Genomic DNA, 18,928 nt, shown 5'->3' with positions numbered 1-18,928 from the left:
ATGTATATCCGTACCCTTGCTTATTTACAGTGAATCGAAAGTAAATATAATGTCATTTCTGCTTACTTTGCAGAGTATAAAGCGATGTAAAATCATGAAATAGATTGTAATTGATAATGATTATCATTAAAATAGAAAAAAGATAGATTGGATATCCAAGAAGAATAGGTTTGTTCAAAGGGGTTAATCATGAATCTAGATCATTATATTAAGCTGTGGAATCAAGCTTCGATTCAGGTAATAGATGTTCAGCATCATTTACTTACAGCCAAGCAACTATCGCCACCATATTATGTACCGGAAAATGGATTTTTATATACTGTTCGTGGAAATGCTTTGATTACTATCGATGATAAGACATATACAACAGAACGATTTCATATTATTCATAGCAGCACAAAAAGTATTTTTCAGATTGAACTATATGACGAGTTATTAGAATATTATTTGATAGTATACCGACCACAATTAGTTACCTCTAGTCGATCTACCCGCTCATTATTAGAACCTCATTCTGTATTAGATACTGCTTATGAGCTTAAACCACATCATCCTATTCTATTGTACGATAAAATCAAACAATTGCACCACGCATGGACTGATATTCATCCACTACAACAATTGCAAGTACGTACTTCCTTTTTACAAATGGTATACGATATTTTGGAACAGTTACAGACCACAGGCGGTGAGAACGCAACTACAGATCTTGTCTCGCAAGCTGTTCGTTACATCCATGAACATTATGAACTTCCACTGACAATCGATTCACTGGCTACTATATTAGAATGCAGTCCACGTCATTTAGCCCGATTATTCCGTAATAGCGATATTGGTCAAAGTCCGTCGGATTATCTAATTCAATTTCGTATGCAAAAAGCGAGTGAACTGCTGATTCAGACAGAGCTAACACTGCAAGATATTGCGATTAATGTAGGCTATCAAGATGGATATTATTTTAGTCGTATGTTCAAAAAGTATATGGGATTGTCTCCGATCCGTTATCGCCAACAACATCGTCAGAAGGTACAAAGTCTCAATATGACATCCACGATGTCCGATTTCTCTATTGTTGGGTTAGCTGGACACCGTTATAGTGATAATGATTCTCAAAACTATACGGTAAGCGGAGGTTCTTTAATCATGCATAATCCGATAAGACGTTCAGCAGTTTTGATGCTGCTTCTTAGTTTTACTCTTTTGTTAGGTGCTTGTTCAGCTCCAGCCTCTTCAACAGGTCAGACTAATGAAACCAATTCAACCAAGCAAAGTGCCAGTGGAGAACATGCAACGCAAGTATCTACACGTACGATCACTCATGATCTAGGAAGTACAGAAGTGCCTGATCAACCCGAGCGTATCGTTGTATTAGAGCAAGGATTTACCCAGACTGTAGCAGAACTGGAAGTCAAACCTGTCGGCGTAGCAGATGATAATAAACCTGAGCGTTTTCCACAAGATACATTGGCTTATATTGAAGGATATACATCTGTAGGTACACGTTCGGAGCCGAATTTGGAAGTTATCCGTACACTCCAACCCGATCTGATTATTGCCGATACCAGTCGTCATAGCAATGTGTATGAAGAATTATCTGCTATTGCACCTACAATTGTATTCAAAAATGATACAGCAAATTATACCGATATTATGAAATCTACTCAGGCGATTGGCGAAGCTTTGGGCAAAGCAGATGAGACAACAGCGATGCTGGAAGAACATCAACAACAATTGGAAAAACTAAAGCAGTCGATTAACAGCAATCAATCTGTGCTTATTATTGCGGCTGATGAAGAAGCAAGCAATTCGTTTCAAGTACGGACAGATCAAGCGTTCCATGCTTCATTCCTTCAAACGGTGGGTCTAAATTATGCTTTGACAGATGCAGAAGAAGTAAGTCAATTGATGACTACAGAGCAATTGTTGGCGATTGATCCTGATCAATTGTTAATTTTGATTAATGAAGATGATCCTTCTGTATTAGCAGGTCAACAAAACAATCTACTCTGGAATCAACTAAAAGCTGTACAAACAGGCAAAGCTCATGAAGTTGAATTGGCGAAATGGTCCAGACAACGCAGTATTCCGGCACTGACCCATATTATGAATGAAGCGACCACTTATTTTAAATGATTAACAAGCTGATCTTAGCAGTAGGAAGTCTAGCAATCTTGATCATACTGTTTATTTTGTCGCTAATGATAGGCTCCTCGTGGATATCAGTAGCAACAGTGATCGATTATTTATTTCAGTATTCCACAACAGTCAAAGAACATATTATTTTGCATATTTTAAGAATGCCGCGTGCTATAGCAGTGATGTTGATAGGTGCTAATCTCAGTATTGCCGGCTGTATTATGCAAGCTTTGACGCGTAATCCATTGGCTTCGCCTAGTATATTTGGCATTAATGCAGGAGCTTCTTTTATGATCGTTTTGTGTACGATTGTGTTGCCAGCAGTCAATGGATGGATTCTAGCTGGAGCAGGTTTTGCAGGTGGATGGATAACAGTGATGATTGTATTGATCATGAGTATTGCGATTCGTGGAGGTAAAGTTGAAGTGCGTATGGCATTAATCGGTGTTGTCATTCAAGCACTATTATCTTCTTTTACACAGGGGTTATTGATTTTCAATGAAGAATCGGCTAGCAAAATAGTGTTCTGGCTTGCTGGTTCAGCAGCAGGAGTGAAGTGGGATGAAATCAGACTATTAGCGATAGTAAGCACTATTGGCTTGGGTATAGCTATAGGTCTTAGTCGTTCGTTATCTCTGATTAGTCTAGGCGAAGATATTGCACGCGGACTCGGGCAGAAAATATGGACTGTACGTGTTGTCGGTAGTGTGAGCGTTATTGTGTTAGCAGGGATATCGGTGTCTGTGGTTGGCCCGATTGGATTTGTCGGTTTGATTGTACCGCATATTACACGTTATCTTCTGGGGACAGATTATCGTTTGTTGATTCCTTTTGCCGGACTATTCGGAGCTATTTTATTAACGCTTGCTGATATCGGTTCTCGCTTTGTAAATTTTCCAGCGGAGACGCCTGTAGGAATCCTAACAGCTCTTATTGGTGCACCTTATTTTGTGTATTTAGCTAGACGGCAGAGTAGGAGTACATTATGAATCATCACAGCGGAGAAAAGCGGAACTTTATCATTATGATAGGACTTGTTGCGATCACTTTTGTTTTGATCATGATAAGTATTCAAGTAGGTGCTGTACGAATAAGCTGGCAAGATATCGGTAAGGCATTTACACATCGCGGAGATCCTGATCTAACCTATATTATTCTTTATTATCGCTTGCCTCGCATTGTGCTTGCTATCTTCGTAGGAAGCGGGCTTGCGGTGTCTGGACTGATCGCTCAAGCTATTTTGCGTAATCCATTGGCAGCTCCCGATACATTAGGTATTTCCGCAGGAGCTGCATTAGGAGCGGTCTGTACTGTACTTCTTTTGCCTACAGATCTACAGAGTACATGGCTTACATCGTTGACAGCTTTTGTTGGTGGAGCGATCGGTGCTTTGTCTGTATATCTGTTGTCTTATCGAAATGGAGTCGATCCTGTTCGTCTAGCACTTGTCGGGATTGCGGTCAGTGCTTGTGGGAGTACTTTGGTACAGTTATTGATTACACAATCATCTGCAAATACAAATACAGTTCTTCTATGGTTAAATGGTTCGTTATGGGGACGTAATTGGGAGCAAGTCGTTCAATTAGCACCTATTATTATAGTTATTGTGCCTATTGTCTGGATATTAGCCAAATCATTAGATATTTTCGGGCTGAGTGAAGAATCTTCCAAAGGGCTAGGATTACGGATCGAGTGGATGCGTGCTATATTGCTTCTACTGACCGTAGTATTAGCTAGTGGTTCCGTAGCTGTTGTAGGCATGGTGGGCTTTGTTGGTCTGGTAAGTCCTCATATAGCGCGGCGTCTAGTATCAGGTGGGCATCGTTATTTTGTACCTGTTGCGGCACTGGTAGGAGCGATCATGATGTTACTAGCAGATGTGATTGGACGTGTGCTTGCTCCACCTTTGGAGTTTCCTGTAGGCTTAGTTACTTCTGTGATTGGAGCACCGTATTTTTTATTTTTATTGTGGCGTGAATATAGAAGCAAAAATCGTACAGGGTAAAGTCCTATCTGTGCGGTTTTTTGGCGTTTCTTTTGCTATTACAGCGATTGCTTGATCGATAAGGAAGAGGGCAAGCGTTGTTCTGCATGCTGGATAGCTTGTTGCATCGCTTGATAAGGATCGGTGATCATCGCACCATGACCTACAGCAAGTAGACTTGGATGTAATGCTAACAATTTACGAGCGCTTTGTAGAGAACGTTCTTTACTCCATGTTGCTAGAGCAGGGAAAGGGAACGCTAGACGTACTGAACCTGCTACTGCAACCCCGCCTCTAGTCTGGAAAGCATCGCCAGCTATTAATGATTGATCTCTAGTATCCCATAGCGAAATCGAACCAGGCGTATGACCCGGGGTGGAGATAACTTGAAGAGAACCTACCCGATCGCCTTCATGTAACAAAACAGAAGGACGTGTTTGGAGACGTTTGGGAACACTACCTTTGATCTTAGTCTGAGGTTCATCGGAATCTAACGTCAGATCGCCGACCATTAAGCGTGCATCCCGCTGTGATACATATACAGGCACATCAGGATAAAGCTGATGCAGTGTATCTAACGAACCAACATGATCATCATGAATATGAGTTAGAACGATAGCACCTAGTGGCTTACCTATTTGAGAGATAGCTTGCTGAATACCTTTATAACTATTAGGTAATCCGGCATCAATTAAAGTCAGACTGGATTCTTCTTCGATCATATAACAATTCACCGGAAATATACCTGGTAAAAAAATAAGTTGATGCAAGTTATTTTTGCTAATTATTTTCATATCAATCACCTCTTAATTACACTATAAACTAATAGTATTAGTTTAATCAATAACTATATTCATTATTTTGAAAAAATATAGATCAATTATGGAATAAAATATCAGCGTCTATACAAATCTAACGATGATTCCATTAAAAAAAGCATAAAAATACACCACTTTACAGGCAAAATAAGATACCTAAAGGGTACTTATCGCTGTAAAAGTGGTGCATGTACTTAGTTATGATTCGATGGTACTGTATGAAGACCTTGCAAAAAAGTATTAATAATCAATTCAAAACTTTGATCGATATCTACATTCAGACCGAATCCGCCGATGCGTTCTAGTGAACTAAAGCCATGCAGAACACTGCGTAATCCGCGTATTGCATGAATCAACGCTTCATCGCTCAAATCAAAGCCAGTTAACACTTGTATAAATAATTCTAGCGTTTGATTTTTGATCTCATTGATCTCTGTATCATCTATATCTGATGTATACAACGTCGCTTCATATAATCCGGGATGAGCACGAGCAAATTCAAGGTATGCACGTGACATTTCACGTATTGCTTTGTCTTCTGAGCGTCCTACCGCAGCGCGCATCAATGTATCTTTGAGCTGATGTAACCCTGCCAAAGCCATTTCGCGTCGTAATCCCGGTAATCCGTTCACATGATTATACAGAGAAGGCGAACGAACTCCTAGCTTTTGAGCTAATATCGTAAGTGTAACTTCGTTCAATCCATGTTCATCTGCTAACGCTGTAGCTGCTTGCAAAATAGACTGAAGAGTAAGACCGGTGCGAGGTGGCAAAGTATAAACCTCCTTCAACTATAACTATACCTATTCGTATGATATGAATATGATTCGTTTATAAGCTATCTGTATTCACAAATCGTATTTATTGTAAGCGATAAAGGATATGTTTAGCAAAATAAAAAGAAATCTATCATCTTGCATCTATCTTATTTGCGCATAAAAATAAATTTCTGTCCTACGACACCGATAACGAATAGCACTAAGCTTACCCAGGGAGCAATCGTAATCACAGGCATCACTTCACGTAAAAAGATTCCTACACCGAAAATCAGTACCAAAATAACCAGATACGTTAAGATAGCACGCGCATTAATTTGCATACCCGGCTTGGTCGTATCGCTTTGTTCAACAGGCTGATCGGTGAAGCGTGTAAGCATTTCGACTAAAGCAATCGAACCCACAGCTACAATAATCAGAGTCGCTACATTGATCTGCCCCACAATTCCTGAATCGCTAATACTGATTCTGAATAACCCCATTAATGCTTGAATCAGAAATACCCATGTTAGCGCTACCCACGGAATCATCAAATAATACATAGGCTTGCTCAACTGCCGTTTTTCGGGTAGATTACGAATTAATACATTGCCGTATTCTATCGATTCTTTACCGAATAATTGTTTGGCAGTTTTGCCTTTTTTCTGGGCTTCTAATAAATGATGACCCATTTCTAAAAGTAATTCTTCGCCTGCTTCACGATCAATTCGTGCATCCCGTACATGTACAATAACATCATCATAATAATCCAAATTTTCTGGTTTTAGCTGATCTCGTACTACATTAATATCTTTAACCATTTGGCGTATTGAACTCATGATTCATTCCTCCATTCTCGTTGTTCGAAGCTACTATTTTGCCATACTTTCCTTGCGTTGACAATGATCTAACGTTAATGATAATATGGTTGCAAGATTAAAACACATTAAACTGATCGGAATTGTTTATTTAAGAGGAGGAATCATCATGGAACGCAATATCGTCATTCGACATCACGACTTGGATCTGACAGCTAGTATTCATTATCCTGAACAGGAACCACAATTAGCAGGACGAGGCAAAAGCCGTACACCGCTGATTGTAATCTGCCATGGTTTTGTTGGCAGCCGTATCGGAGTGGATCGCTTATTTGTTAGTACAGCACGTGAATTGGCGGCTGACGGTTATATGGTGGTTCGCTTTGATTATGCAGGTTGCGGTGAAAGCGGCGGCGACTATGGCAAAGAAGGATTAGAATCTATGGTCGCTCAGACTCGTACTGTACTTGATTATGCGATGACTTGCAGTGATATTGATCCGACACGCGTCACATTGATCGGTCATAGTCTGGGTGGCGCTGTAGCTATTCTTACTTCTGTACGTGATCATCGGGTCAAAAGCTTAATCCTTTGGTCAGCGGTAGGGCATCCATTTAACGATATTATCAAATTAACCGGTCGTGACAAATACGATCAAGCTGTTATCGAAGGGCAAGCAGATCATTTAGGGTATTCCTTTACACCTGTATACTTTGATTCGCTGGGCAATTTCCAACCGTTTCAAGAAGCCAAGCAATTTGGTGGCGATGTGCTTGTAATTCATGGTACAGGAGACGATGTGATTCCGGTAGATTATGCCTTTTTGTATCAAAAAGTATTCTGGACACGTTCGGAAGGACGTTGTGATAAAGAAATCATTTTTCAAGCCGATCACACATATTCCAACGGATCACATCGCCGCGAACTATTGGACAAAACCCGTCAATGGCTCACCGAACGCAACGTCGCTCAGACCGATTGGCAACACTGGATGATCTAAGCGCTTATATTTCCAAGCGCCTATATAGTAAGATATTAACCAATTTCTTATGCTTTACCAGATCATTCACCAGTGGTATGGTAAGAAAGAATAATCGAATAGTTACTGATTTCACTAGGGGAGCCTGTTGGCTGAGACGAAAATAGATTTTCGGACCCTTGGAACCTGATCTGGATCATACCAGCGGAGGGAAGTGGAGGCTGAATTTTCACTCATGTTGTTAGTATACCTGAATGAATGTTTGACCCATTTGTCTCTTCTGGAGATGGATGGGTCTTTATTACGTTATAGGAGGCAATATCGATGACTTTTCTAGCCAAAGTACAAGCGCAACATCCACTGATTCACAATATTACCAATATGGTTGTCACTAATTTTACAGCAAACGGCTTGCTGGCTTTGGGAGCTTCTCCTTTTATGGCATATGCGCATGAAGAAGTAGCCGATGTTGCAGCGATGGCGAACGCGGTCGTACTCAATATGGGTACGCTCGATCCTTACACTGTCGAATCTATTCAACGTGCAGGGCGTTCAGCGAATCAAGCAGGCGTGTCTGTTGTATTTGATCCGGTAGGTGCTGGAGCAACGTCATATCGTACACAGTCGGCTTTGCAGATTATCGAACATGTTCAAGTAGATGTGTTACGTGGCAATATCGCCGAAGTGGCTCATGTCATTGGTCAACCCTGGGAGATCAAAGGTGTAGATGCAGGAACCGGTGAAGGCAATTTGATACAGATCGCAGAGCAGGCTGCCACACAATTAAAGTGCATTGTAGCGATCACCGGCGAAAAAGACGTCGTCACAGATGGACAGAGTACGTATATTATCGCCAATAGTCACAAGATACTAACGCAAGTCACAGGCGGAGGCTGTTTATTAAGTGCAGTGGTCGGTGCATTTATCGCAGTAGCCGATCCAACACAAGCTCAAGAGCGCCTGCAAGCTGTAGCAGAAGCTTTGGCATTTTACGGTATCGCCGCAGAGATCGCCTATGAACAGACAGCAGGGCAAGGCACAGGCAGTTTTCAAGTACAATTTATCAATCAATTGTCTCTCGTCACTCCCGAGATCGTAGCTACACGAGCCCTAATCACTTTATCTTAGAGCATACTGCTGAATATATTTACACTATAAAGGAGTGAGACAAAATGAGCGTGTATCAAGCATTGACGATTGCAGGTTCAGATAGTGGTGGAGGGGCAGGGATTCAAGCTGATCTCAAAACATTTCAAGAACTCGGGGTCTATGGCATGTCTGTTATCACAGCTATTACCGCGCAGAATACTACAGGTGTACAAGGTGTCTATCCTGTAGAGATTGAAGGGATTGTACAGCAATTGGATTCGATCGGAACAGACCTACAACCTCGCGCGGTCAAAACAGGCATGTTATTTAGTGCTGATATTATTCGTCATGTTGCTGAAAAAGTAAAACAGTATCAGTGGCAACATCTGGTGATTGATCCGGTGATGGTCGCTAAAGGAGGATCGGTACTGTTACAACAAGAAGCATTGCAGGCATTGATCACTGATCTGATTCCACTGGCTGAGATCATCACGCCTAATTTGCCAGAAGCCGAGTTACTGACAGGTCTAGCGATTACCAATCTACAGCAACGCGAACAAGCCGCCAGACAATTGATAGAGATGGGAGCAACGTATGTAGTGATCAAAGGAGGACATGATACTTCCACTTCTACCGTTATTGATCTGTTGTACGATGGGCAGCGATTTGATTATTTGGAAAGTGAGCGGATCGATACACCTCATACGCATGGAACAGGATGCACCTTTTCAGCGGCATTAACAGCAGAACTTGCCAAAGGACAATCTATTCACGAAGCTGTACATACCGCCAAGCAATTTATTCAAGCAGCAATTGAAGATGGACTCGGTATCGGCTCCGGTCATGGGCCTACCAATCATTTTGCTTATCAACAAAGGAGAAAAGTCTATGATCACCAAGCCTGATATTCTGCATATCCGCCAGTATTTACGTCTGTATCTGGTTATGGGGAGTGTGAATTGTACCCGACCACCAGAAGAAGTATTAACATCTGCCATTGCAGGCGGAATCACTCTTTTTCAATTTCGCGAAAAAGGGGTCGGTGCTTTAACAGGACAAGCGTATTATCAGCTTGGAGAACGTCTACAACAGATATGCAAAACGCATCAGATTCCGTTTATTGTAAATGACGATATAGAGTTAGCAATCGCTCTGGATGCGGATGGGATTCATGTAGGACAAGACGATGCACCCGCAGAGGGGATTCGGGCACGTCTAGGATATAACAAAATGATCGGCGTATCTGCTCATAACGTAACTGAAGCTAGACAAGCGATTCAAGATGGCGCTGATTATTTAGGCATAGGACCGATCTATCCTACAATCTCCAAAGCTGATGCGCAAGCCGTACAAGGAACAAGCACAATTACAGCCCTCAAGAACTATCATATCGATATTCCAGTAGTTGGTATTGGAGGGATTCACGCACATAATGCCGAGCCTATCTTTACTGCTGGTGCTGACGGGATTGCTGTCATATCTGCGATTGCAGGGCAGGACAATGTCGAGCAAGCGACTCAACAATTAAATACATTAACTCGGCGTTTGATGATAAATTAAGCAAAATGCTATACCAGATTTTAAATATAGCAAATCATTCTGCGCTGTACATTTATTGTAAAATACAAAAAAGTCATTCTGTCTACCAGATGAGAAGATTGGTAGATAGAATGACTTTTAAAGTGAAATGCTAATTTGTTTTTGTATGTTACAGTAGGTTCTCTCTGTGATACATGATCATGATCTGAATGTTACTGCGAATAACAACGATCACTTTCTAGATCAAAAGGTACTTGGTTTGTTATAGTGTTAGGCTATTTTATGCTGATTAGGCAATGTATCTTGTTGTTTGTTACGACGGTTGAAGAAGCGAGTACGTAGGTAAGGAACAATCCAACGATCCAGACCAATTTTACCAGCGTTTGCGCCAGCGACTACGATAAAGATTTCAGCAAGTAACAAGTAAGGGTTAGTGCTTACAGTACCCGAGAATAAGAAAGCAAAGTTCATGACCATTCCCATTAATGCTGCGAGTGTAGTGCAAGCGCCTAAGATCAATCCAAGTCCGACAAGAAATTCACCGATAGGAACAAGAACATTGAATAATCCGACATTTGGTAACGCAAAGTGTTGTAAAAATGCGCCCCAGCCTGCTTGTACACTTGGATGTTCTCCGCCTGTATTCGCGATAGCACCTGTCAAAAATCCACTAGCATCAAATCCGCCACCGCTTAATTTTTCCCATCCACCGCTAATCCATTTGAATCCGATGTATACCCGTACGATAGTCAATAACCACATTGCCACACTATTTTCTCTTAGCCATCTGTTCATGATTGCCACTCCCCTGAATAATGTTTTATTTTTTTAAAGTATGTGTTAACTTGTTGTGTTGGTGATGATCATCTCTTCCATGTCTTTATTTTAAATCACAACTAAATTTTTAAATGTGATAAAAATCACAATCATATATAAATTTTTAATATTTTATTATTGGACTGTTAAAATATGGTATATATAATAAAAAAGAGATGTTTGAACATTTGAATTGGCTAATTACGCTATATGTATTCTATATAGAAGAAGCTTATGTTTTAATAAATAGGAAGCTGTTTGTAACATCTTTGGCTCATACATAAGTTAAAAAAGAAAGTATTGAATTCATTTGAAGTTCATATGCGTGTTCTATAGTAGGAATATATCCTGCTAGTGACATCTGAATGAGCTACTACCCTGTCTAATGATGTTAATCACCGAGGAGGATACTATTGTAATGAATCAATCCCGATTATGGAAAGTCACTAAATGGTCAGTACCGCTGGTGTTAACGATAAGCTTGATTGCTTGCGGATCTGAAGAAGTGGCGACACCTGCTCCACAGCAACAACCGGAGCCAGCCAAAGTCACAGAACCGATAACACCGGAAAAACCAGCAGAAGTCGTCTATACAGCACCGCTTACAGGGTTGCCTGTAGATCAACCTTCTATTTCCAGACCTATTGCGGTCATGATCAATAATGCTCCTGCTGCACGTCCGCAATCAGGATTAGCACAAGCAGATATGGTCTATGAAGTGCTAGCAGAGGGAGGAATCACCCGTCTTATTGCGGTGTATCAGAGTTATCATGGTGATGTAACGATCGGGCCTGTGCGAAGTATTCGTCCGTATTTGATCGGAATCGGGGAAAGTATGAATGCATTACTGGTTCATGCCGGTGGTAGCCCTGAAGCATACAGTATATTGCAACAAGGAAATAAAGAGCATCTCGATGAAATTACCAATGCAAGTGTGCCATTCTGGCGAGATTCTAGTCGCAAAGCTCCTCATAATTTGTATACGAATGAAGAGAAGTTACGTAAAGGAGCACTGCAAAAAAAATATAAACAAGAAGTAACTATGCCAACGTATCCTTTTTTGCCATCTACAGCATCTTCTAATGTATCCAATGCGACAACAGATTCTCTAAATACAGATGCTAGTTCTGTTGCAAAAGATAGCGATTCACTCCATACGAATAAAGTTTCTGCCGATAATAGTAGTGGTATTACAAATACAACAGAGACTCAACATTCTACTGATTCTACCGATGAAATGAGTTCTACAGGCATTATCTCATCTGTACCGACAGCTACAAAAGCGACATCGATCGAACTGCAATTTTTGCTGGAAAGTTATAAAGTAGGCTATGACTACAATGCCAAAAGTGGAGTCTACACTCGTAGTATGAACCATGAACCGCATATTGATCTGAACAGTGGCAAGCCTTTAACAGCTTCCAATATTATCGTGCTTGGTGGAGATTATAAGGTATTAGATGATATCGGTAGATTGAGTCTGAATCTGGATGCTGGCGGAGAAGCTATTTTATTTCAGCAAGGTCAACAGATTAAAGGTCAATGGAGCAAAAAAAGTGGTGATGTGATTCGCTTTATGAGCAATGGTCAAGAAGTGCCGCTTGTGCCTGGTGTGACGTATTACAATATTGTTCCCAATAGCCCGTCGTTTGAAAATCATTTAACAATAGATGGTAAAAAGTTGAGCGAAAACGGGTAAAAAAGGAAAAATATGCTAAAATGATGAAAGTAAAGTCGATTTTTGTATGATTTTTGTACGATAAATGTAAACAGAATCTTTACAAACCTATGTACAGATTGATAAGATAACAAAGGTTGTTATGAAATCATTTTGTTTTCATAATTCTAATTTACGACATTTTTCGGCAAAATTTCGAAAAGGGGTTATAGAAATGCGTGTTAAGAAAAAGGATATCTTTTTTCAAACGCTGGAGAACATGGCAGATGCTATCGTGCAGGCTGCAGATTACTTTGCGGAACAAGTTCCTAACTTGAAGGATATTCCACAGTTTACGAAACAAATGAAGGCGTACGAGAATCAATGTGACGATTACACGCACACCATTATTACCGAACTGAACAAAACATTTATCACACCTATTGAACGTGATGATATTATGGATTTGACGACAACGATGGATGATGTATTAGACGGTCTGGAAGCTTGTGCTTCTCGTTTTGATATGTATCATATGACTGAGCCGGATAACTATATTGTTCAATTTGCTGAAATTTTGCGTGAATCTGCTTATGAAATTCAAAAAGCTATTCACTTGTTGTCTCATAAAAAACTGCTGGCTATTCGTGAACACACGATTCGTCTGAACGATCTGGAAAACCAGGGTGATGACGTTTTGCGTAACTGTATTAAAGATTTATTTGCCACAGTCAAAGACCCGATCGAACTTATTAAGAAAAAAGAAATATATGAGCGTTTGGAAACAACGACTGATGCTTGCGAAGATGTAGCGAATAGACTCGAATCTATTATTATGCGTAATTCCTAAAATTGCTTACAAGATACGCATATTGATCCATTTTGCTGAGTATAGATGGATGTAATATGCAGAGATGCAATAATCTGTAACAGATAACTAAGGAGGTAGGATTGCGCAGATTCTCTTGATTGGAGTGCAAGAGATCCATCTGGGCGATGAATGATATGGTAGAAACCTCAATATGGATACTGGCTATCGTCGTATTTTTGGCTTTAGCGTTCGATTTTATTAATGGATTCCATGATACAGCAAATGCTATTGCTACATCGGTTTCTACTCGAGCGTTACCGCCACGTACAGCGATTTTGATGGCGGCAGTGATGAACTTTTTGGGAGCAATCACGTTCACAGGCGTAGCCAAAACGATAGGTGGTAGTGTAGCCGATCCAGCAACTTTGGATAACGGTATAGAGATCGTTATTGCGACACTGATTGCTGCAATTATCTGGAACTTAGCAACATGGTGGTTCGGTATTCCTTCTTCTTCTTCACATGCGTTGATTGGTGCACTAGCAGGAGCTGTATTTGTTGGAGCAGGTTCAAGTTCAGTGAACTGGAGCGGATTTATCAAAATTGTAGAAGGATTGATTCTGTCACCTTTGATTGCATTTGCGATTGGTTATATTGTGATGACCATTCTGAAATGGATTTTTGCTAAACGTAGCCCGCACAATGTTAATAAAGGGTTTCGGACAATGCAAATTTTGACAGCAGCGATTCAATCGTTTACTCATGGTACGAATGATGCACAAAAAGCGATGGGTATTATTACATTTGCTCTTGTTGCGGCTGGTGTTCAGGATAATCTAGATGTACCGCTATGGGTTAAAATTTCAGCAGCAACAGCGATGGCTCTTGGTACCTCTGTCGGTGGTTGGAAAATCATCAAAACAATGGGAACCAAAATTTTCAAAATCGAGCCTATCAATGGATTCGCGGCTGATATCTCAGCAGCATCGGTTATTTTTACAGCAACATTGACTCACTTACCTGTAAGTACAACACATGCGATTACATCTGCTATTCTAGGTGTAGGTTCTGCCAAGCGCTTCCGCGAAGTAAAATGGGGACTTGCTGGACGTATCGTAATTGCATGGGTCGTTACGATTCCTATTGCAGCGGTATTATCAGGGCTTATTTTCAAATTATTATTCGATTTGTTCTAATTCAGTCGGATCATTATAGATCACTTCCGCCGTTTCTTGCGAACGGCGGTTTTTTGTGCGATTCTAAGTGAAATAGGGATAAAAGTAGAAAATTATCGCAGACGATCTTTCTATATTTGATACAAAGGAAGTGAATGTGGTCAATGATTCGCATTATCGGTGTTACTCAAGAACATGAAATTGTACAGAATATACAGTTAGAAGAGATAGAGTCTAGCGATTACTTATGGTACTGGGTAGATTTTAATCAACCTACAGAAGAAGAGTCCAAGTTATTAAGTACTTTTTTTCATTTTCATCCATTAGCTGTAGAAGATTGTCTGCATGTGCTTCAGCGTCCGAAGATTGATTATTATGGTGAAGTGCAATTTCTTGTTCTGCACGCTATGCATCCCGAGACATTACTGGTCGAAGAAGTCGATTTATTTGTAAGTGAGAAGTTCTTAGTCTCTTTTCATCATAGCGATCTACGGGAAATTGAATCGGCTTGGCAACGGATTATTAGTTATGGTCAGCAAGGCAATCGTCCCAAATGGGCGAACGGCCCGATTGCTGCGGCTTATATCATTACAGACAAAATCGTTGATGAATATTTTCCTTGTGTGTATGAAATTGAAGATGAATTGAATGAACTTGAAAATACAGGGCCTGACGAACCGGTTGATGATCTGTTAGCGCAGGTATTTGTACTGCGTTCGCGTCTATTGAAGTTAAGACGTACGATTATTCCGATGCGTGATCTGATGTATCGGGTGATTAATTCACAACATATTCAGAAAGTCGATCAGCATCACTCGTATTTTGGTGATATTTACGATCATTTGCTCAAGTTGTCTGATATGATTGAATCGAATCGTGAAATGACCTCCGATCTACGGGATAGTTATATCTCGCTCAATTCCAATCGGATGAATACGATTATGAAAACGTTAACGGTGATTACGACCATATTTATGCCACTGACATTGATTGCCGGGATTTACGGTATGAACTTTGAAAATATGCCAGAGCTAAAATGGAAATATGGATATTTTGGTGTATTGTTGCTGATGTTTGCTTTGGGAGCAGGGATGATGACTGCTTTTACCAAGCGTGGATGGTTTAAATAATAGAATTGACTGTTAAAGGAAGCTTGATTTGAGCGGTAATGATTGTTCAACGTGAAATATAAATAGGTTGCTACAGCAAAAATCTGGTATCCTGTAATGCTGTACATCGTTAATGCTTGAAAAAATAACCAGTAATCTATACAATGTAGGTACAGTAACCGTAGTAGGGGATGATCTAATCGTGCAACTTAAAAAACTTGATGATAAAAGTGTTGATCAATTATTCGAAGCGATTTTGACACTAAAAAATTTAGAAGAATGTTATGTCTTTTTTGATGATTTGTGCACAGTTAACGAGATTCAGTCTCTGTCACAACGCCTTGAAGTCGCACGTATGCTAGGTAAAGGTTCAACTTATAATCAGATTGAAGCAGAAACGGGTGCAAGTACAGCTACCATTTCTCGTGTAAAACGCTGTCTGAATTATGGTAATGATGGATACAAAATGACATTGGAACGTCTAGGGAGGTAATCTCTATGAAGCCCGGTGTATTAATAATTAGTCATGGTTCGCCGGAAACATCTTGGATGGAGCAGATTGATGAAGCGGTTTCTCATATCCATCTGCCAAGCGATCTACCTGTCAATGCAGTCTTCCTGGACAATGTTCCGGGAAGATTTATTCAGGATGGAATCGATGCATTGGAAGCACAAGGTGTGACCGATCTTTTGGTTGTTCCGCTATTTGTGTCCTCTGGTAGTACACATATGGACGAGATTGCGTACGCTTTGGGTGTCAAAGAAACACCGGATCGCGAGACCAATCTTGAACCTTTTACGATTCAAGCGAATGTTCATTTCGGTTATCCAGCCGATGATGATGAAGATATCGCCCGAATGGTCTGGGATCAAGTAAAGCATCTATCAGTTGCACCTGAGAATGAAGTGGTGTTAGTTGTCGGTCATGGCAGTATTCATGATGGATTCAGACAGCGCTGGGAGAAAGGCATTTCTTCTTTAGCTCAGCGGGTAGGACAGGTTAGTGAAGTGGCTCATACTGACTATGCATTACTTAATCCAGATAGTCTGCGCGCCAAAACAGAAGAATGGACAGCACGCGGCTATAAAGTGCTAATAGCGCCACTTTTTCTAAGCAAAGGGATATTCCTGAATCAAGTGATTCCGGGGCGTGTAGAAGGGTTAAGCTATGAATATGCAGGTACAGCATTGTTGCCACATCCACTGCTATCTCACTGGATGGAACGTCAGATTCAGTCATTGTTGAACCAACTCATAACAACATAATTTATATTAGGTGGCATGATGGAATGAAAAGAGCGAGACTAATATATAATCCTTCTTCTGGTCGGGAGGAAATGAAGCGCCGATTACCGGATATTTTGGATCGGTTAGACAAAGGCGGGATCGAAGCCAGTTGTCATGCGACCACAGGTGAAGGAGATGCTACTTTGTCTGCTTCCAAAGCGATCGAAGATGGATATGATCTGATTATTGCCGCCGGTGGTGATGGCACGATCTACGAAGTCATTAACGGTATGGCTGAATATGATAATCCACCGCCACTTGGTGTTTTTCCACTAGGTACAACCAATGATCTATCGCGTGCTTTAGGCGTACCGAGACATTGGGAAGATTATTGCGATCTGGTGATTCGCCAGAATGCGAGACCGATCGATGTAGGGCGCTTTAACGATCGCTATTTTATCAATATTGCTGGCGGAGGATCACTGACCGAGCTGACTTACGAAGTACCTAGTCGACTCAAAACGATGATCGGACAGATGGCGTATTATATGAAAGGCATCGAGAAAGTCGTTAACTTAACACCGACCGAATTGAAAATCACAGCGAATGGTCAAGAACCTCTACATGAGGAATTTATGATTTTCCTTGTTGCCAATACCAACTCTGTAGGCGGATTTGAAAAGTTAGCACCTGGTGCACGAATCGATGATGGATTATTTGATTTTATCGGTGTTAAAAAGTGTAATATCGCCGAATTTATCCGCTTAATCTCTATCGCTGCTCGTGGTGAGCATCTGAACGATCCGAAGATTATTTATTTCCAGACCGATCGTTTAGAGATCGAAGCGCCTAGTAATAATGTACAAATTAATCTAGACGGTGAACTCGGTGGATCATTACCGGGGATTTTTGAGATTTTGCCACAGAAATTGCAAGTGTTCTCGGATCTTAAATAAATGATCTCAACGTTAAAAAACGCCTTTTTCCTTTGGGGAATAGGCGTTTTTTGTGTAATGATGTATGGTGAGGCTAGTTAGAAGAATGTTAGTTTACTTTATTCAAAAAATGCGTAACCCATTCATGATTATCTTCGGCTACATCAATAAACAAATTATGACCGCTATTTCCTAAAATAGTCGTGGTAGAATGAGGATATTTTGTAAAGAAATCGATCTGATCTTGATAACCAACCACATTATCCATTTTGCCTAACAATACATGAAGAACAGTGTCATCATGCAAAGACAGTTGCTCTTCTAATGCATAACGATAATATTGTTGCCCTTCTCGCTGAATACGATCCATAAAGTCATGATCTGCTCGGCGTACTGCCGGCAAAATAAGTTGTTGATAAAGCTCCCAAGTCTTAGCATTGATCCGAATATTCATACTCAAATAATCTTGATATTCACCTGTGCTTGTATCTGTAATAATCTCTTCTTCAATGATAGGCACTTGCTGTTCGACTCGTCGTTGGTCAAATTTTCCGATCACCACAGGGCAAGTAAGATAAGCTCCTTTGACCCGGTGTTGTAGTTTATTCATAATCCCAAGACTTAGATATCCCCCGTAAGAATGTCCGAACAATAGAATATCTTCATTACCAGCAACCTGTTGGATAAAGGCTAGCAGTATGTCTAACATATCGTCAGTGCTGTTAATTGACAGACTACTTGTAGAGCTACCCATCCCTGGTAAGTCTATATAGATGCGTCGGTATCCAGAGATCGTTTGAAAAATAGGTTCGTACGAATGCTGCATACTTAGTTTATCAAGCGCATTGCCATGTAAAAATAAAATCGTTGTCCCTTCGCCAAACATTTCGTAATCCAGTTCAATATCTTTAATAGTAGCTTTCATCATGTACTCCTTTTGCCGATTATATAGTGATATGTATAGCAGAAAATGTAGGACTAGAAGCTGTATGCTATGTGTTTATCGCATGCTTATTTGTTATGATCGAGTCTATATATTTTAACAGAATTTCTTTTGGAATAGCAACATATGTTCTGTAT

The 18,928-nt window shown here is 40.5% G+C and carries 19 protein-coding genes and 1 riboswitch; of the genes, 14 read left to right on the top strand and 5 right to left on the bottom strand.

Translation table 11 applies throughout. The features are described 5' to 3' along the window. Positions 1 to 189: 189 nt before the first annotated feature. The 3 genes from ACFSGI_RS18280 to ACFSGI_RS18270 are packed head-to-tail and all read left to right on the top strand — an operon-like array spanning position 190 to position 4,141. Positions 190 to 2,133, top strand: coding sequence for an ABC transporter substrate-binding protein (locus ACFSGI_RS18280; RefSeq protein WP_204825598.1), 1,944 nt, complete (start codon positions 190 to 192; stop codon positions 2,131 to 2,133). Further along, positions 2,130 to 3,125, top strand: a complete 996-nt coding sequence (locus tag ACFSGI_RS18275) for a FecCD family ABC transporter permease (RefSeq protein ID WP_204825597.1) — start codon at positions 2,130 to 2,132, stop codon at positions 3,123 to 3,125. The genes ACFSGI_RS18280 and ACFSGI_RS18275 overlap by 4 nt, the downstream gene beginning before the upstream one ends. Continuing rightward, positions 3,122 to 4,141 (top strand): FecCD family ABC transporter permease, encoded by a 1,020-nt coding sequence (locus ACFSGI_RS18270; RefSeq protein WP_379283885.1) that lies wholly within the window; start codon positions 3,122 to 3,124, stop codon positions 4,139 to 4,141. Before ACFSGI_RS18275 ends, ACFSGI_RS18270 begins: the two co-directional genes overlap by 4 nt. 38 nt (positions 4,142 to 4,179) lie before the next feature. Here the strand turns inward: ACFSGI_RS18270 and ACFSGI_RS18265 are convergent, their stop codons facing one another. The 3 genes from ACFSGI_RS18265 to ACFSGI_RS18255 all read right to left on the bottom strand — a co-directional run bounded on the left by ACFSGI_RS18265 (position 4,180) and on the right by ACFSGI_RS18255 (position 6,532). Continuing rightward, positions 4,180 to 4,914, bottom strand: a complete 735-nt coding sequence (locus ACFSGI_RS18265; protein ID WP_204825596.1) for an MBL fold metallo-hydrolase — start codon at positions 4,912 to 4,914, stop codon at positions 4,180 to 4,182. 218 nt (positions 4,915 to 5,132) lie between these two features. After that, entirely contained in the window at positions 5,133 to 5,711 is a 579-nt protein-coding gene (locus ACFSGI_RS18260; protein ID WP_204825595.1) for a TetR/AcrR family transcriptional regulator, read from the bottom strand. 152 nt (positions 5,712 to 5,863) lie between these two features. Further along, positions 5,864 to 6,532 (bottom strand): DUF1129 family protein, encoded by a 669-nt coding sequence (locus ACFSGI_RS18255; RefSeq protein ID WP_204825594.1) that lies wholly within the window; start codon positions 6,530 to 6,532, stop codon positions 5,864 to 5,866. Positions 6,533 to 6,680: 148 nt separating this feature from the next. Between ACFSGI_RS18255 and ACFSGI_RS18250 the strand changes: the two genes are divergently transcribed. From ACFSGI_RS18250 to thiE, 4 genes are all read left to right on the top strand, one after another. After that, entirely contained in the window at positions 6,681 to 7,511 is an 831-nt protein-coding gene (locus tag ACFSGI_RS18250) for an alpha/beta hydrolase (protein WP_204825593.1), read from the top strand. Positions 7,512 to 7,617: 106 nt separating this feature from the next. Next, a riboswitch (TPP riboswitch) is annotated at positions 7,618 to 7,720 on the top strand. A 94-nt stretch (positions 7,721 to 7,814) separates the two neighbouring features. Continuing rightward, positions 7,815 to 8,618, top strand: coding sequence for a hydroxyethylthiazole kinase (gene thiM / locus ACFSGI_RS18245; RefSeq protein ID WP_204825592.1), 804 nt, complete (start codon positions 7,815 to 7,817; stop codon positions 8,616 to 8,618). Positions 8,619 to 8,662: 44 nt separating this feature from the next. Further along, positions 8,663 to 9,484, top strand: a complete 822-nt coding sequence (gene thiD, locus ACFSGI_RS18240) for a bifunctional hydroxymethylpyrimidine kinase/phosphomethylpyrimidine kinase (RefSeq protein ID WP_204825591.1) — start codon at positions 8,663 to 8,665, stop codon at positions 9,482 to 9,484. Then, entirely contained in the window at positions 9,468 to 10,139 is a 672-nt protein-coding gene (gene thiE, locus ACFSGI_RS18235) for a thiamine phosphate synthase (RefSeq protein WP_204825590.1), read from the top strand. The genes thiD and thiE overlap by 17 nt, the downstream gene beginning before the upstream one ends. A gap of 249 nt (positions 10,140 to 10,388) precedes the next feature. On the opposite strand, the gene ACFSGI_RS18230 is transcribed toward thiE, so the two are convergent. Next, positions 10,389 to 10,916, bottom strand: a complete 528-nt coding sequence (locus ACFSGI_RS18230; RefSeq protein WP_204825728.1) for a DoxX family protein — start codon at positions 10,914 to 10,916, stop codon at positions 10,389 to 10,391. Between the two features lie 436 nt (positions 10,917 to 11,352). Here ACFSGI_RS18230 and ACFSGI_RS18225 point away from each other — a divergent pair, with 436 nt between their 5' ends. From ACFSGI_RS18225 to ACFSGI_RS18195, 7 genes are all read left to right on the top strand, one after another. After that, positions 11,353 to 12,633, top strand: coding sequence for a DUF3048 domain-containing protein (locus ACFSGI_RS18225; RefSeq protein WP_204825589.1), 1,281 nt, complete (start codon positions 11,353 to 11,355; stop codon positions 12,631 to 12,633). Between the two features lie 193 nt (positions 12,634 to 12,826). Next, positions 12,827 to 13,441 carry a DUF47 domain-containing protein gene (locus ACFSGI_RS18220; RefSeq protein ID WP_204825588.1) on the top strand — a complete coding sequence of 205 codons (615 nt, stop codon included), beginning with the start codon at positions 12,827 to 12,829 and terminating at the stop codon, positions 13,439 to 13,441. Between the two features lie 155 nt (positions 13,442 to 13,596). Continuing rightward, the gene (locus ACFSGI_RS18215) at positions 13,597 to 14,598 is read left to right on the top strand and encodes an inorganic phosphate transporter (protein ID WP_204825727.1); all 1,002 of its coding nucleotides are present in this window, start codon (positions 13,597 to 13,599) and stop codon (positions 14,596 to 14,598) included. 143 nt (positions 14,599 to 14,741) lie between these two features. After that, the gene (gene corA, locus ACFSGI_RS18210; protein ID WP_204825587.1) at positions 14,742 to 15,707 is read left to right on the top strand and encodes a magnesium/cobalt transporter CorA; all 966 of its coding nucleotides are present in this window, start codon (positions 14,742 to 14,744) and stop codon (positions 15,705 to 15,707) included. Between the two features lie 181 nt (positions 15,708 to 15,888). Continuing rightward, positions 15,889 to 16,179, top strand: coding sequence for a YerC/YecD family TrpR-related protein (locus tag ACFSGI_RS18205; RefSeq protein ID WP_069327488.1), 291 nt, complete (start codon positions 15,889 to 15,891; stop codon positions 16,177 to 16,179). Positions 16,180 to 16,184: 5 nt separating this feature from the next. Then, positions 16,185 to 16,952, top strand: a complete 768-nt coding sequence (locus ACFSGI_RS18200; protein WP_204825586.1) for a sirohydrochlorin chelatase — start codon at positions 16,185 to 16,187, stop codon at positions 16,950 to 16,952. A gap of 23 nt (positions 16,953 to 16,975) precedes the next feature. Beyond that, positions 16,976 to 17,869, top strand: coding sequence for a diacylglycerol kinase (locus ACFSGI_RS18195; RefSeq protein WP_204825585.1), 894 nt, complete (start codon positions 16,976 to 16,978; stop codon positions 17,867 to 17,869). Between the two features lie 88 nt (positions 17,870 to 17,957). Here ACFSGI_RS18195 and ACFSGI_RS18190 read toward each other — a convergent pair whose 3' ends face one another. Beyond that, positions 17,958 to 18,773 carry an alpha/beta fold hydrolase gene (locus tag ACFSGI_RS18190; protein ID WP_204825584.1) on the bottom strand — a complete coding sequence of 272 codons (816 nt, stop codon included), beginning with the start codon at positions 18,771 to 18,773 and terminating at the stop codon, positions 17,958 to 17,960. Positions 18,774 to 18,928: the final 155 nt, after the last annotated feature.

This window comes from Paenibacillus nicotianae (assembly GCF_042681745.1).
Lineage (GTDB): Bacteria > Bacillota > Bacilli > Paenibacillales > Paenibacillaceae > Saccharibacillus > Saccharibacillus nicotianae.
Note: the sequence above shows the minus strand (reverse complement) of the source record. Positions and strands in the feature narration are given on the sequence as shown.